The organism is Streptomyces sp. NBC_01235, assembly GCF_035989285.1.
In the GTDB taxonomy this organism is placed as follows: Bacteria; Actinomycetota; Actinomycetes; order Streptomycetales; family Streptomycetaceae; genus Streptomyces.
The window spans coordinates 6,656,578-6,670,708 of sequence record NZ_CP108513.1 but is presented as its reverse complement, the minus strand read 5'-3'; the positions used below and the strand labels follow the sequence as shown (position 1 = coordinate 6,670,708).

Sequence of the window (14,131 nt, the reverse complement as noted above, 5' to 3'; positions counted from 1 at the left end):
AAGGCCCCTCAGTCCCATTCCAGGCCGCCGCGCCGCCATACGTACGCGTACGCGACGAAGACGGTGAGCACGAAGAGCAGCATCTCCACGAGCCCGAAGACACCCAGGGCGTCGAAGGTGACGGCCCAGGGGTAGAGGAAGACGATCTCGATGTCGAAGACGATGAAGAGCATCGCCGTCAGGTAGTACTTGATGGGGAAGCGCCCGCCGCCGGCCGGCGTGGGGGTCGGCTCGATACCGCACTCGTAGGCCTCGAGCTTGGCGCGGTTGTACCGCTTCGGCCCGATCAGCGTGGCCATGACCACGGAGAAGATCGCAAAGCCTGCCCCGAGGGCTCCCAGTACGAGGATGGGCGCATACGCGTTCACCGCTCCTCGCTCCTCTCAGTCGGCACTGACTGCTGGCGATGGCATCGGACTCACATCAGCCCCACCGGCCCCACGAACCCCGCCCGTCTCGGCGAAGATCGCGAACATGTGAAGCAGGTCACAAGCCCAACTGCCTCGCATCCTATGCCCGCCGCTCTGTGATCTGCGACACGGGGTATTACACAAGCTTTGTGATCTCCACCACCTGACGAAGGATCATGAAGTCATATCAGCGGTGATCTTCGTACGCGAAGCGTCAGAGTGATCACAAGAAGTGACATTTGCGCTCGTCGTCGCAGGCCACGAGAGGCGTCTCCATATCAAGAAGCTTCCCTTGCATGCAAATTGGTGATGGGCGCAGCGTCCTGATAGTGGGACGCGTTCACACGTCAAGGGGAGGGTGGGGACGGGGTGTGGACGCGTGCACGAGTTCACAAGCGGAGGTGACCCCACCGCATGCGCGAGACGCGGCCGCCGCGGTGACCGTTCCGTGACCTCCGCCACATCCGCGAGGGGCGCCTAACAAGCGGGCTTGGCCAACGGTCCCAACCGGTGGTAGGTGCCGGGCAATCCGGGCGTAACGACGAAAGCCCGTGATCACAGGCTTGATCACCTGCGTCCGTAATGTCCGTTACGGCGTCAATAAAGAACCCGAGGCAGGGGAATTGGGACGTCGATTGAACAACTGTGGCGCAGCACACGTTTCTTGAAGGTATGGAGGAGCCCCTGATACCGGTTGGACTCATGTCCCACACCGCTCACATACGCAGCCACCGGAAACCCCGCCGCAGCGCGTCGACGATCGCGATGCGGGCCGGAGTCGCCAGTGGTGTCCTCGGCACGCTGGCCGTCGCCACGGCGGCTGGTTCGGCCAACGCCGCCGAGCCGGTGACGCAGACACTCGAACTGCCCGTCCTCACGGGCGACCTGGCCGCCCAGGTCGCGCAGTCCGCTCAGGCCACACAGCAGGCCGCGGCGAACTACCAGCTGCAGGCCGAGCGTGACGCGGCCGCCGCAGCAGCCGCCAAGGAGGCCAAGAAGGACCTCGCCGACGCCAAGGCCGAGGCGACGAAGAAGGCCGAGGCCGCCCGCAAGGCCGCCGCCGAGCGTGCCACGCGCAACGCCGAGCGGACCACGCTCTCCACCACGGCGAGCAGCAGCTCCAGCGACAGCAGCACCAGCACGTCCACGGCGACCGGTTCGGCCGCCGCCGTCATCGCCTTCGTGAAGGCACAGATCGGCGACGCCTACGTCTCCGGGGGCACGGGGCCCAACTCGTGGGACTGCTCGGGCCTCATGCAGACCGCCTTCAAGCAGGTCGGCATCGACCTGCCGCGTGTCTCTCAGGACCAGTCGGTCGCCGGCACCCAGGTGTCGCTGGACAACCTTCAGCCGGGCGACATCCTCTACTGGGGCAGCGCGGGCAGCGCGTACCACGTGGCGGTGTATGTCGGCGACGGCATGTTCGTCGGCGCGCAGAACCCGTCCACCGGTGTGGCCGAGAAGCCGCTGTCGTACGACCCGCCGACCGGCGCGGTGCGGGTGCTCTGACACCTCTTCAGTGCCCCTGAGGGCACCTCACGCACGCAAGGGCCGCAGCCGCTCGGGGGCAGCGGCCCTTCGGGCTCGCGCCCGGCACACGCCGGCCCGCAAGCCCTCTCTCCCGACGCGACCGCGCCACTCGCCCTCTCGCGACACACTCGGCCACGTGGGCGCCGCCCCGACATGCACGGCTGCGCAGGCCCTCCCCCGACGCCACGCGGCCGCTCAAGCCACGCTCTCGGCGCGATCGGCATGCGGGCCCTCCCTCCTGGCGCACTCGCACCACAGGCCCCTCCCCGGGCGCACTCGCGCCACAGGCACCTCCCCTGGCGCGCTCGCCCCGCAGGCCCCTCCCCCTGGCGCACTCGCGCCACAGGCACCTCCCTCTGACGCGCTCGCCCCGCGGAGCCGCTCCCCCGACGCGCTCGCGCCGCGCGGAGCCCTTCTCCCGGGCGTGCTCGCCTCGCGAGCCGCTCTCCCGTGGTGCGGTGCTCGGCCGCGCAGGCCCCTTCGCTCACGCGCGCGGCCGTGCGAGCCCGCTCTCCTCACGACGCGGACGCGTCTGCGGCTCTCCTGGCATGCTCGGCGGGCGGGTCGTGGAACTCCACGACCCGTCCACGAGTTGAAGGAGAGAACGTCATGCCACGTGTGTTCGTACAGGGGCAGCCCGTCGCCTCCTATCCCCCGCTCGCGCCCGAGGCCCGGCGTGGGTCGGTGCGGCGGGTCACCGAGGTCGGTGAAGAGGTGCTGCACAAGTCCTGCCGGGATGTCACCGAGTTCGGGCCCGATCTGGCCGCGCTCATCGACGACATGTTCGTCACCATGTACGTCGCCGACGGGGCCGGCCTCGCGGCGAACCAGGTCGGCGTCGGTCTGCGGCTGTTCGTCTACGACTGCTGGGACGACGAGGGTGACCGACATGTCGGACACATTGTCAATCCGGTGCTGGACCGGCTCGACCCGGCCGGGCGGCGGCTGCTCGACGAGGGCGAGGGGTGCCTGTCGGTGCCGGGCGCCCTCATGGACGTACCGCGGCCGGACCGGGCCGTGGTGCGGGGGTACGACCGGGAGGGGCGTCCGCTGGTCATCGAGGGGCGCGGGTACTTCGCGCGGTGCCTGGAGCACGAGAGCGACCATCTCGAGGGCCAGGTCTATCTGGACAGGCTCTCGAAGAGGGGCCGGAGGGAGGCCCTGCGGCAGGTGGCGGACCGGCGGGAAGAGGTCGTCGCGCGCCGGGCCGCCAAGGCCGCGGCCCTGAGCCGGCCCCAGCCACAGCCACAGCCCTGAGACAGGCCTGGCCGCGACCCCGACCCGGGCGCCTGGCCGCGACCCTCGCCCGGCCCCGGCCCCGGCCACGGCCCTGAGCCGTGCCCAGCCGCAGCCCTGAGACCGGCCGAGCCGTCGGTCAGGCCTTCGGGGCCACCTTGCTCAGGCCGTTGATGATGCGGTCCATCGCGTCACCGCCCGTGGGGTCCGTCAGGTTGGCGAGCATCTTCAGGGTGAACTTCATCAGCAACGGGTGGGTCAGGCCGCGCTGGGCCGCGATCTTCATGACCTTCGGGTTGCCGATGAGCTTCACGAAGGCGCGGCCCAGCGTGTAGTAGCCGCCGTAGGTGTCCGCGAGGATCTGCGGGTAGCGCTGCAGGGCGAGTTCGCGCTGGCCAGGGGTGGCGCGGGCGTGAGCCTGCACGATGACGTCGGCGGCGATCTGGCCGGACTCCATGGCGTAGGCGATGCCTTCGCCGTTGAAGGGGTTCACCAGTCCGCCGGCGTCGCCGACCAGCAGCAGGCCCTTGGTGTAGTGGGGCTTGCGGTTGAAGGCCATGGGGAGGGCGGCGCCGCGGATCGGGCCGGTCATGTTTTCGGGGGTGTAGCCCCAGTCCTCGGGCATGGACGCGCACCAGGCCTTGAGGACCTCACGCCAGTCGAGCTCCTTGAAGGAGTCGGAGGTGTTCAGCACGCCGAGGCCGACGTTCGACGTCCCGTCCCCCATGCCGAAGATCCAGCCGTAGCCGGGCAGCAGCCGGTCCTCGCCCGGGCCTCGGCGGTCCCACAGCTCCAGCCAGGACTCCAGGTAGTCGTCCTCGTGGCGCGGGGAGGTGAAGTAGGTGCGGACCGCGACGCCCATCGGGCGGTCCTCGCGGCGGTGCAGGCCCATCGCGAGCGAGAGGCGGGTGGAGTTGCCGTCGGCGGCCACCACCAGCGGGGCGTGGAAGGTGACTTCGCGCTTCTCCTCACCCAGCTTGGCGCGCACACCGGTGATCCGGCCGGTGCGGTCGTCGACGATCGGGGCGCCGACGTTGCAGCGCTCGTACAGGCGGGCACCGGCCTTCTGGGCCTGGCGGGCGAGCTGTTCGTCGAAGTCGTCGCGCTTACGGACGAGGCCGTAGTCGGGGAAGGAGGCGAGATCCGGCCAGTCGAGCTGCAACCGCACCCCGCCGCCGATGATCCTCAGGCCCTTGTTGCGCAGCCAGCCGGCCTCCTCGGAGATGTCGATGCCCATGGCCACGAGCTGCTTGGTGGCGCGCGGGGTGAGGCCGTCGCCGCAGACCTTCTCGCGCGGGAACTCGGTCTTCTCGAGAAGGAGTACGTCGAGACCGGCCTTGGCCAGGTAGTAGGCGGTCGTGGAGCCGGCCGGCCCCGCGCCGACGACGATCACATCGGCGGTGTTCTCGGAGAAGGGCTCGGCGTGGGGCTCGTTCACGACGGTCACGGCGGGATCTCCCCAAGTTCGGAATCTTCGTGCCGACCGGCACTGGACATGGGCAGTCTATTCAGCAGAATTGATCACCCGGCTGAAGGGCTGCCCAGTGAACCGAGCTCTCCCCGTAGTACGGCTGCGTGTTCCCACGGACGAGGACGCGGTCGCGTGGCACCGGGTGTTCGACCACCCGGACGTGATGGAGTTCCACGGCGGCAGGTCCGCGGAGCTGTCCGCCTACGAGGAGCTCACCGCCCGCCAGCGTCGGCACGACGCCGAGCACGGTTTCTGTCTGTGGACGATGCTGGACCGGAACGACCGGGTCATCGGGTTCACGGGCGCCCAGCCGTGGCCGCGGGAGTGGGGCCCCAAAGGGGAGATCGAGATCGGGTGGCGACTCGGGCGGGAGCACTGGGGGCAGGGGTATGTGACGGCGGCAGCGCAGATGACGCTGGAGCGGGTGCGGGCAGCAGGGGTGCCCGGGGTGGTGGCCATGGTCGACGCGCGCAACGAGCGGTCCATCGCCGTCACGCAGCGGCTGGGGATGCGGCTCTCGGAGGTCTTCACGACGCCGGAACTGGAGCGGGAGGGGCATTGCTACCGCCTCACTTGGTGACCCTCTGTAGCCATCGCCGCGGTTATCGGCTACAGAAAGACACCTGACGCTTCCGGACGACGCCCTCGGGCGGTTACCCTTCCAGTACCACTGGGGGTGACATCTGTGCTCATACCGCCCAAAACACCCGACGTGCGCGTGCCGAGGCTCGTGGGTCTGATGGCCGTGGACGCGCGTGAGGCGGCTGCGGCGCAAGGCGTGCTGCTGGCCGCACCGGACCGGCCCGACTTCCACCGCGCGGTCGTCGACTACGTCGTACGGCAGTATCCGCCGCCAGGTGTCGAGGTGCCGCGCGGCGCCGTCGTCACCGTGTGGTTCGACTTCGGCGAGGGGGAAGGCGGCGGAGGCGCGGGCGTGCACGAGCCGCGTGTGCCGAGACCTGGCGGGGGCGGGCTCCGACGCGAGCTGGACCAGCCCGGAGATCACTTCGAGGCGATCACCAGGTAGGAACAGCCGGAAAGTCGGCTCCCTCCCTGGCCTTCCTGGCCCCTCCCTGGCCTTCCTGGCCCCTCCCTGGTTCCTCCTTGGCCGTCGTGGCCCCTCCCTGGTTCCTTCTTGGTCTCAGGCCTCCTTGAAGCCCCGGTGGAGGGTGACCACGCCGCCCGTCAGGTTGCGCCAGGCGACCTTCGACCAGCCGGCCTTGCGCAGGTGCTCGGCGAGGGCGGGCTGGTCGGGCCAGGCGCGGATGGACTCGGCGAGGTAGACGTAGGCCTCGGGGTTCGAGGAGACCGCGCGGGCGACGGGGGGCAGGGCGCGCATCAGGTACTCGGTGTAGACGGTCCGGAAGGGCGCCCAGGTCGGGTGCGAGAACTCGCAGATCACGACGCGCCCGCCGGGCCGGGTCACCCGGTACATCTCGCGCAGGGCGGCGTCGAAGTCCTGCACGTTGCGCAGGCCGAAGGAGATGGTGACGGCGTCGAAGGAGTCGTCCTTGAAGGGCAGCCTCGTCGCGTCCCCGGCCGTGAAGGGCAGCCAGGCGTGGTTCCGCTTGCCGACCTGGAGCATGCCGAGGGAGAAGTCGCAGGGGACGACGTAGGCGCCGGTCCGCGCGAAGGGGAGGGAGGAGGTGGCCGTGCCCGCGGCGAGGTCCAGGACCTTCTGGGCGGGGCGGGCGTCGACCGCCCTGGCGACCTCCTTGCGCCACCTCCGGTCCTGGCCCAGCGACAGCACGTCGTTGGTCAGGTCGTACCGTTCCGCCACGCGGTCGAACATCGAGGCGACTTCGTTGGGCTGCTTGTTCAGGGAAGCGCGGGTCACACGCCCATTGTGGCAGCCCCGCCCTCACCGGCTCACGGCAGGAGCCTCGGCTTCTTCCGTGCCGCCACGTCCTCGACCCACCCGCAGAGCAGCACGAAGACGGCGATCAGCAGCCAGCCCACGCCGAACATGAACCACTGGCTGTCCAGTGGCAGGTACGTCTCGAACGCGGGGATGTCCCAGAACCGGTCGATCAGCGGCACGGCCAGGATCAGGGCGATCTCGTGCCAGAGGTAGACCGTCACCGCGCGGGCGTTGAAGACGGTGACGATCCGGTTCGTGCGCCGGAAGCGGGTGAGCCAGGCGAAGTCGATGCCGAAGCGGGCCTTCGCCCACATCAGCAGCATGACGAAGCCCGCCGACCAGAAGGCCTGCGCGAGCGGGATCTCGTCCAGGTCGTAGGTGCCGGCGTCGGCCTGGTGCGTGAAGGCGTACCAGCCACCGAAGCCGATCGCCGCCAGCGACACCACGACCACCAGGGCCGGCTTCATGCGCTGGAGGACGCCGTCGCGGTGGGCGAAGCCGAGCATCCAGCAGAAGAGGTACGTCGACAGGTCCCACAGCGCGCTGCCGACGCGGTTGTCCGGGCCCGCCCAGACGAAGCTCAGGACCAGGATCGGCGCGAGGGAGAGCGCCAGCACGGGGACCGGGGCGAGCCGGAACAGCCGGAGCAGGAGCGGGGAGAGCAGGACGAACCAGAGGTACGTCCGCAGGTACCAGAGGATCTCCCAGGCCTGCTCGCCCCAGGCGTTGCCCGGCGGGTCGCCCAGCGGCACGACCCAGTAGACGATCTCCCAGTTCGGCATCCAGTCGTGGACCAGCATCGCCAGGACGACGAAGACGCCCCAGAACCAGAAGGGGGGCAGGAGGCGGCGGAACCGGCTCTTCACCACCTTCAGTGCCGGACGCTCCAGGGACTTCGCCATGAGGGTGCCGGCCAGGCCGAACATGATCCCCATGGACGGGAAGACCATGCCGGCCCAGGCCCAGCCGAAGGTGTGGTAGGCGACGACCCTTATCAGGGCGAGGGCGCGGAGGGTGTCGAAGTAGCGGTCGCGTTGCGGGGCGGCGGGCTTGGACTCCTTGCCGTTCGTTGCGTCGGCACCCGGCGCTGCGGGCTGTGCCGACCCGTTCCGCCGTGCGGAACGTCTGCCCACAGCGGCAGTGGTAGCGGCAGCCGCATCGGCCGCCGGCTCCGGCTGCGGAGCCGCAGCCGGGGCCGGGGCCAGGTCGACCGTCGGCAAGGGCGCTGTCTCCTCGACGACAGCGCCCTGCCCGTAATCCACGTACTGCTGCGGATAGGGCTGCTGCTGCACATACTGCTGCCGGCCGTGCCCGTGCCCGTACCCGTGATCGTGGTCGTACTCATAGCCGTATTGCTGTTGGTACGGCTGCTGTTGGTACGGCTGCTGTCCGTACCCCTGCTGCTGTTCCCAGCTCATCAGCTCACCCCGGCCGGGGTGCCGACCTCGCCCGTGCGCTTCAGTTTCTGCCAGCGCAGGCGGCCGCCGGTGAGGGCGGTGATGCAGGAGTGGATGAGGACGAGGTACATCATCTGGCGGTAGGCCAGTTGCTGGAGCGGCATCATCAGGAGGTAGCGGTACTTCTCGCGGTCCAGGCGGAACGCGTAGGCCGCGCAGCCCAGTTGGACGCCCAGGACCGCGAACCAGGCCAGCAGGGCCGCCTGGAAGTCGATGAAGATCATCGAGTAGACGGTGAAGACGTCGATGAGCGGGGCGAAGACCGGCGTGATGATCTGGAAGAGGACCACGAGCGGCATGCCGACGCGGCCGAAGCGACCCGAAGGTCCCTTGTCCGTCAGGGACTTGCGGTGCTTCCACAGCGCCTGCATGGTGCCGTAGGACCAGCGGTAGCGCTGGGACCACAGCTGCTTCAGGGAGCCCGGCGCCTCCGTCCAGGCCTTGGCGTGCTCCTGGTAGACGACCTGCCAGCCCGCGCGGTGCATGGCGATGGTGATGTCGGTGTCCTCGGCGAGGGTGTCCTCGCTCATGCCGCCGACCTCGAGCACCGCGTCGCGGCGGAACGCGCCGATCGCGCCGGGGATGGTGGGCATGCAGCGCAGCAGGTCGTACATGCGGCGGTCGAGGTTGAAGCCCATCACGTACTCGATGTGCTGCCAGGCGCCGATGATCGTGTCGCGGTTGCCGACCTTGGCGTTGCCGGCGACCGCGCCGACCTTCGGGTCGGCGAAGGGCTGCACGAGCTGGTGCACGGCCTCCGGCTCGAAGACCGTGTCGCCGTCCATCATCACGACGATGTCGTAACTGGCGCTGCGGACACCGTTGTTGAGGGCGGCCGGCTTGCCCGCGTTCTCCTGGCGGATGACGCGGACGTTCGTCATGCCGAGGGACATCGCCGCCTCGCGTGCGATCTCGGACGTGTTGTCGGTCGAACCGTCGTCCACGACGATGATCTCGATCGGGTGGGTGCTCTTCGCCAGCGACTTGAGGGTGTTGGCGATGCACTCCTTCTCGTTGTACGCCGGGACGATCACGCTGACCGGCCGGGTGACGGTCGGCCCCCAGCTGAAGCGCCGCTTGTTGCGTTGTCTGTAGTGGCGGCGGGCCAGGATCAGCATCATCCCGAAGCGGCCCATGACGGCCACGCCGACGATCATCAGTCCCACCGAGAGCGTCGGGACGGTCCACTCGGCGAGGGTGACCGCCGCGATGAGGGCCTTGCCCTCGTAGAGGGTCACGCCGGTGGCCTCGCGGTGGGCGGCCTGGAGACGGTTGATGCTCGTCCCGTCGGTTCCACCGGTGCCACCGTTGGCGTTCCCGGCTCCGTTCCCCGTGCCGGTGCCACCGTTGGCGTTCCCGGCTCCGCTCCCCGTGCCGGTGCCCTCGCCGTTCGGGACGGTGCCGGGCTGCTCGCCGGTCGCCCCGCCTGCTCCCGTGGCCCCCGTGGCCCCCGTGGCTCCCGTGGCTCCCGCAGCCCCCGCGGCCTGCTGCTGGCCGGTGTTCTGCGGGCCCGCCGCGTTCTGCTCCTGCATGACGCCGCTGATGGTGGTGAAGGTGTAGCCCGCGGCCTTCATCTTCTTGATGTACTGCGGCAGCGCCTTGATCGTCTGCGAGCGCTCGCCGCCGGCGTCGTGGAAGAGCACCGACGCGCCCTTGCCGCCCTCCGGCGTGGCCCACTTGATGATCTTCGAGACGCCCGGCTTCTTCCAGTCGTCGCTGTCGGTGTCCACGAAGACGCTGGTGTAACCGTCCTCGCCGAGCTTCTCGTAGATGGGCCAGCTGTAGTTGTCGATGGCCTCCATCTTGGAGGAGTACGGGGCGCGGAAGAGCGTCGTCGTGATGCCGACCGCGCCCGCGAGCGCGAGCTGGGTCTGCTCCATCTCACGGTTGACGCGGGCGTCGGACTGGTAGGAGAGGTCGACGTGGGTGAAGGTGTGGATGCCCACCTCGTTGCCCTCCTCGACCATGTCCTTCACGATGCCCGGGTAGCGCGAGACCATCGAGCCGACCAGGAAGAACGTGCCGGGCACGTCGTTCTCCTGGAGGATCTCCAGCACCTGGGGCGTCCAGGTCGGGTTCGGGCCGTCGTCGAAGGTCAGCGCGATGGTCTTGTCGGGCACCGAGATGGTGGTGGCCTGGCCGCCCCGGAAGGTCAGGATGGGGCCGCCGTCGAGGACCTTCTCGGGCACCTTGCCGGCACTGGCGCCGGTGCGCACGCGCTGGTCGCCGCCGACCTCGGCACGCAGATAGCCGTCCAGGAGCATCACGCTGGTCAGCGCGAGCAGAAGCAGCAGGGCGAGGATGACACGCGGTTTCTGCAGCGCCGCGGCCTTGCCCGCCGCCCGCTCCATGCGGGTCGGGGCGCGGCGGCGGCCGCGGGAGGAAGTGGTCGTCATGGAAGTGGCTGCGCTCCGGTCAGTTGGCGGCCGCGGAGGCGGTCGCGGTCGGGGCGGAGCTGGGCGGCTCGCCCGTGGTGATGCCCGAGGGCGGGGTGCCGGTGGGCTTCGAGGGCGGGGTACCGATACCGCCTTGCGGCTGGACGCCGCCGGGGCCTGAGTTCTGGGAACCTCTCGGGCCTCCGTTGCCGAACGGCAGCAGCGAGGACGGGGTCAGGGACGTACCCCAGCCCATGAAGGCGGCGCCGAGGACGACGGCGTACGCGAGGCAGCCGACTCCCATGAGCAGACCCATCCGGCGCAGCAGCTTCGACCTGCGTCCGGAGTTGTCAACGAACACGGGCCCCTCTGCGGAGGCGTCGTCACGTTTGCGGCTGCGACGGCTGCCGCGAGCGGCGGCACGGCTTTCGGTGGCAGGCTCGGATTGCATTCCCCGGATATTAGAGAGCCTTTATGTGGCACAAACTCTGAGCCGCATGTGAGAGACCCATGAGAAACGAGTGAACCTGTCTACTCCCTGAGAGATCCATGAAACTCCTGCGCAACCCGCACTCACCATGGGAGGGTTGATTATCCCTTATGGGCGGATGGTTATCACCTTTTGCGCGCTTGCGTCCATGAACTGTCCGTGTGTCCACTGTTCCCGCGCGATCCGCCCACATGTGAGACATTTCCAATTCGGAAACGCCCTTTGTTTCCTTCCTGAGACAGAAATCACGAGAGCGGGTGCATACGCAATGAGGAGTTTCCTGATGCCGACGGCCGGGGTCACCTGCATGTTCGCCCTGGCCCTGGCGGGATGCTCCGCGGGCTCCGACAGCGCGTCGGACGCGGCGCCCAAGGCCACCGACAAGGCGACGGATCAGGCCAGTAGTCCCTCACCATCACCGAGCGCCACATCATCCAGTACCAGCACCTCCTACGCGCCCTACGTGAGCGCGGTGGAGGCCTCCGACAACGACGCCGCCGGTACGCCGACGACGTACAACCTGGCGTTCGTCATCGCCGGCGGCAGCACCTGCACGCCGAAGTGGAACGGTACGAACGCCGTCGGCGACTCGGCGGTGAAGTCCCGTATCTCGGCGCTGACGGAGTCGGGCGCCACGGTGCGCGTCTCCTTCGGCGGAGCCTCCGGCAAGGAGCTGGCCGCCACCTGTGACAGCGCGTCGGAACTCGCCGAGGCGTACGGCGACGCGCTCGACGCGGCCGGCTCCACCCAGGCCGACTTCGACATCGAGGGCGACGAACTCACCGACTCCGGCTCGGTCGCCCTGCGCTCGCAGGCGATCGCGGCACTTCAGAAGGAACGCCCGGACCTGGAGGTCTCCTTCACACTCCCGGTGATGCCCTCCGGGCTGGACTCCGACAGCCTGGCGCTGCTGGCGTCCGCGAACACATACGACGTCCAGGTCTCGACCGTCAACCTCATGACGATGAACTACGGCGAGTCGTACTCGGGCGACATGGGCGGGTACGCGATCACCTCGGCGACGGCCGCGCATACGCAGTTGAAGTCGGTGTTCGGGACGGAGGACTCCGTCGCGTGGAGGGGGATGGCGCTCACCTCGATGATCGGGACCAACGACGTCGCCAACGAGAGCTTTTCGCTGGCGGACGCGGCGCAGGTGCGGGCGTTCGCCGAGGAGAAGGGTATTTCCTGGGTTTCCATGTGGTCGACGTTCCGGGATCAGCAGTGTTCCGACGGTGACGCGGCGAAGGATGACGCTCTGACCAATTGCAGTGGGGTTGAGCAGAGTTCGGGGGCGTTTGCGGAGGCGTTTTCGGAGTAGAGCTCGGGGGTTCCGTTGTGTGCCGAGTGCGGGCCGTCGTGGTGGGTCGCGCCCACGCGGCGGAGCCGCACAATGTCACGGCCCCGCGCCCCTGAGGGAACTGGCCTACCGGCGTCTGTAAACGAGGCGCCCCTCGACCACCGTCGCCACGCACGTGCCTGCGCCGCGCTCCGCGAGCTCGGCCTCGTCCCGTACGTCGAACACGGCGAACCGGGCTGCGGAGTGCCGCTCCCGCGGGGGTGCGAACTCCACCGGCAGTCCGGCGGCGTACGGGTCGAGCGCGGGTGTCCCACCGGGGCGCCCGAGCCGGCCCAGAACCGCCAGGCCGGAACGGTGCATGGCGTCCCGCACCGCCCGGTTGCCCAGTTCCTCGCAGGCCGCCCTGACCGTGCCGTGCGCCAGCATGCGCTGCACCCCGCGCCGGGCGCTCGCACCCCAGCGGGCGTCGTCCATGTCGAGTGCCGCCAGCGCGTCCCCGGTCAGCGGTGCGGTGCCCAGCAGGTCGGCCTCGCGCGGATCCGGGTGGTACGCCTCCTCCAGCAGCTCGTTGCCGTGCAGGTTGATCAGACCGGGCGTCAGGATGCCGGGCCACGTCCGCACCCGCGCGCCCGGATGGGCGGCGACGAGCTCCTCCAGCGACCCGGCATCGGCGATCCACGCGCCCTTGACGGCGAGCGCCCGGCCCTTGGAGTCCGCGTGAATCGTCAGCATGCGAAGGCTAGTTGGAGGTGAGGAGCTTGAGCTCGGGGTGGGCCGTGCCGCCCGCGATCGCCGTAGACGAGATGTGGGACATGACCCGCTCGTCGACGGGGTCGTTCGCCGGGTCGTCGTGCACGACGAGGTGCTCGTACGTCGTCGCGCGCTGGGCCGGGACGCGGCCCGCCTTGCGGATCAGGTCGATGATCTCGAGGCGGTTGGAGCGGTGCTTGGCGCCGGCCGAGGAGACGACGTTCTCCTCCAGCATGATCGAACCGAGGTCGTCCGCGCCGTAGTGCAGGGAGAGTTGGCCGACCTCCTTGCCCGTGGTGAGCCAGGAGCCCTGGATGTGCCGGACGTTGTCCATGAACAGGCGGGCGATGGCGATCATCCGCAGGTACTCGAAGAGGGTCGCCTGGGTGCGGCCCTTCAGGTGGTTGTTCTCGGGCTGGTAGGTGTACGGGATGAAGGCGCGGAAGCCGCCCGTCCGGTCCTGTACGTCACGGATCATCCGCAGGTGCTCGATGCGCTCGGCGTTGGTCTCGCCGGTGCCCATGAGCATCGTGGACGTCGACTCCACGCCCAGGTTGTGCGCGGTCTCCATGATCTCCAGCCAGCGCTCGCCGGACTCCTTCAGGGGCGCGATGGCCTTGCGGGGGCGCGCGGGGAGCAGCTCGGCGCCGGCGCCGGCGAAGGAGTCGAGACCGGCCGCGTGGATCCGCGTGATGGCCTCCTCCACGCTCACCTTGGAGATCCGCGCCATGTGCTCGACCTCGGACGCGCCCAGCGAGTGGATCACCAGCTGCGGGAACGCCTCCTTGATGGCGGCGAAGTGCTTCTCGTAGTACTCGACGCCGTAGTCCGGGTGGTGTCCGCCCTGGAACATGATCTGCGTACCGCCGAGCTCGACGGTCTCGGCGCAGCGGCGCAGGATGTCGTCCAGGTCGCGGGTCCAGCCCTTGGCCGTGTCCTTGGGAGCGGCGTAGAAGGCGCAGAACTTGCACGCCGTGACGCACACGTTCGTGTAGTTGATGTTCCGCTCGATGATGTACGTCGCGATGTGCTCGGTTCCCGCGTACAGACGGCGGCGTACGGCGTCGGCGGCGGCGCCGAGCGCGTGCAGCGGGGCGTCGCGGTAGAGGTCGAGGGCCTCTTCCGGGGTGATCCGCCCGCCGTCCGCGGCACGGTCGAGCACGGACTGGAGGTCGGCCTTCTCGGGCACCGGAGCGTCCCTTTCGTCAAGGGTTGATAAGGAGTTGCGCGCGAAGCGCTCCGAACAAGGGT

At 69.2% G+C, this 14,131-nt stretch carries 13 protein-coding genes; 5 read left to right on the top strand and 8 right to left on the bottom strand.

Annotated features, from left to right (window positions below):
- Nucleotides 1-8: 8 nt before the first annotated feature.
- Nucleotides 9-368, bottom strand: coding sequence for an NADH-quinone oxidoreductase subunit A (locus OG289_RS29940; RefSeq protein ID WP_007383963.1), 360 nt, complete (start codon nucleotides 366-368; stop codon nucleotides 9-11).
- A 744-nt stretch (nucleotides 369-1,112) separates the two neighbouring features.
- On the opposite strand from OG289_RS29940, the gene OG289_RS29935 reads away from it, so the two are divergent.
- The gene (locus OG289_RS29935) at nucleotides 1,113-1,919 is read left to right on the top strand and encodes a C40 family peptidase (protein ID WP_327317159.1); all 807 of its coding nucleotides are present in this window, start codon (nucleotides 1,113-1,115) and stop codon (nucleotides 1,917-1,919) included.
- A 630-nt stretch (nucleotides 1,920-2,549) separates the two neighbouring features.
- Nucleotides 2,550-3,197 carry a peptide deformylase gene (gene def / locus OG289_RS29930; protein ID WP_327317158.1) on the top strand — a complete coding sequence of 216 codons (648 nt, stop codon included), beginning with the start codon at nucleotides 2,550-2,552 and terminating at the stop codon, nucleotides 3,195-3,197.
- Nucleotides 3,198-3,315: 118 nt separating this feature from the next.
- Here def and OG289_RS29925 read toward each other — a convergent pair whose 3' ends face one another.
- On the bottom strand, nucleotides 3,316-4,623 hold the full coding sequence (locus OG289_RS29925) for a geranylgeranyl reductase family protein (RefSeq protein ID WP_442818973.1): 1,308 nt from the start codon (nucleotides 4,621-4,623) through the stop codon (nucleotides 3,316-3,318).
- 97 nt (nucleotides 4,624-4,720) lie between these two features.
- On the opposite strand from OG289_RS29925, the gene OG289_RS29920 reads away from it, so the two are divergent.
- Both OG289_RS29920 and OG289_RS29915 read left to right on the top strand, forming a co-directional pair.
- On the top strand, nucleotides 4,721-5,227 hold the full coding sequence (locus OG289_RS29920) for a GNAT family N-acetyltransferase (RefSeq protein ID WP_327317157.1): 507 nt from the start codon (nucleotides 4,721-4,723) through the stop codon (nucleotides 5,225-5,227).
- A 132-nt stretch (nucleotides 5,228-5,359) separates the two neighbouring features.
- A complete protein-coding gene (locus tag OG289_RS29915) occupies nucleotides 5,360-5,674 on the top strand; it encodes a PASTA domain-containing protein (RefSeq protein ID WP_327317156.1) in 315 nt (104 codons plus the stop codon).
- Nucleotides 5,675-5,788: 114 nt separating this feature from the next.
- Here the strand turns inward: OG289_RS29915 and OG289_RS29910 are convergent, their stop codons facing one another.
- The 4 genes from OG289_RS29910 to OG289_RS29895 are packed head-to-tail and all read right to left on the bottom strand — an operon-like array spanning nucleotide 5,789 to nucleotide 10,701.
- On the bottom strand, nucleotides 5,789-6,484 hold the full coding sequence (locus OG289_RS29910) for a demethylmenaquinone methyltransferase (protein ID WP_327317155.1): 696 nt from the start codon (nucleotides 6,482-6,484) through the stop codon (nucleotides 5,789-5,791).
- A 32-nt stretch (nucleotides 6,485-6,516) separates the two neighbouring features.
- Entirely contained in the window at nucleotides 6,517-7,926 is a 1,410-nt protein-coding gene (locus OG289_RS29905) for an acyltransferase family protein (protein WP_327317154.1), read from the bottom strand.
- Nucleotides 7,926-10,361 carry a bifunctional polysaccharide deacetylase/glycosyltransferase family 2 protein gene (locus OG289_RS29900; RefSeq protein WP_327317153.1) on the bottom strand — a complete coding sequence of 812 codons (2,436 nt, stop codon included), beginning with the start codon at nucleotides 10,359-10,361 and terminating at the stop codon, nucleotides 7,926-7,928. The genes OG289_RS29905 and OG289_RS29900 overlap by 1 nt, the downstream gene beginning before the upstream one ends.
- Before the next feature lie 19 nt (nucleotides 10,362-10,380).
- The gene (locus OG289_RS29895) at nucleotides 10,381-10,701 is read right to left on the bottom strand and encodes a hypothetical protein (protein WP_327317152.1); all 321 of its coding nucleotides are present in this window, start codon (nucleotides 10,699-10,701) and stop codon (nucleotides 10,381-10,383) included.
- 397 nt (nucleotides 10,702-11,098) lie between these two features.
- Between OG289_RS29895 and OG289_RS29890 the strand changes: the two genes are divergently transcribed.
- On the top strand, nucleotides 11,099-12,151 hold the full coding sequence (locus OG289_RS29890; RefSeq protein ID WP_327317151.1) for a chitinase: 1,053 nt from the start codon (nucleotides 11,099-11,101) through the stop codon (nucleotides 12,149-12,151).
- A 105-nt stretch (nucleotides 12,152-12,256) separates the two neighbouring features.
- Here OG289_RS29890 and OG289_RS29885 read toward each other — a convergent pair whose 3' ends face one another.
- Together OG289_RS29885 and mqnC are read right to left on the bottom strand one after the other, a co-directional pair.
- On the bottom strand, nucleotides 12,257-12,862 hold the full coding sequence (locus tag OG289_RS29885; protein WP_327317150.1) for a hypothetical protein: 606 nt from the start codon (nucleotides 12,860-12,862) through the stop codon (nucleotides 12,257-12,259).
- Between the two features lie 7 nt (nucleotides 12,863-12,869).
- Nucleotides 12,870-14,069 (bottom strand): cyclic dehypoxanthinyl futalosine synthase, encoded by a 1,200-nt coding sequence (gene mqnC / locus OG289_RS29880; protein WP_327317149.1) that lies wholly within the window; start codon nucleotides 14,067-14,069, stop codon nucleotides 12,870-12,872.
- Nucleotides 14,070-14,131: the final 62 nt, after the last annotated feature.

Excerpts from the sequence above, each read along its gene's own strand:
- OG289_RS29935 (WP_327317159.1), top strand. The coding sequence starts at position 1,113 with ATGTCCCACACCGCTCACATACGCAGCCACCGGAAACCCCGCCGCAGC.
- def (WP_327317158.1), top strand. The coding sequence starts at position 2,550 with ATGCCACGTGTGTTCGTACAGGGGCAGCCCGTCGCCTCCTATCCCCCG.
- OG289_RS29905 (WP_327317154.1), bottom strand. The coding sequence starts at position 7,926 with ATGAGCTGGGAACAGCAGCAGGGGTACGGACAGCAGCCGTACCAACAG.
- OG289_RS29900 (WP_327317153.1), bottom strand. The coding sequence starts at position 10,361 with ATGACGACCACTTCCTCCCGCGGCCGCCGCCGCGCCCCGACCCGCATG.
- OG289_RS29890 (WP_327317151.1), top strand. The coding sequence starts at position 11,099 with ATGAGGAGTTTCCTGATGCCGACGGCCGGGGTCACCTGCATGTTCGCC.
- OG289_RS29885 (WP_327317150.1), bottom strand. The coding sequence starts at position 12,862 with ATGCTGACGATTCACGCGGACTCCAAGGGCCGGGCGCTCGCCGTCAAG.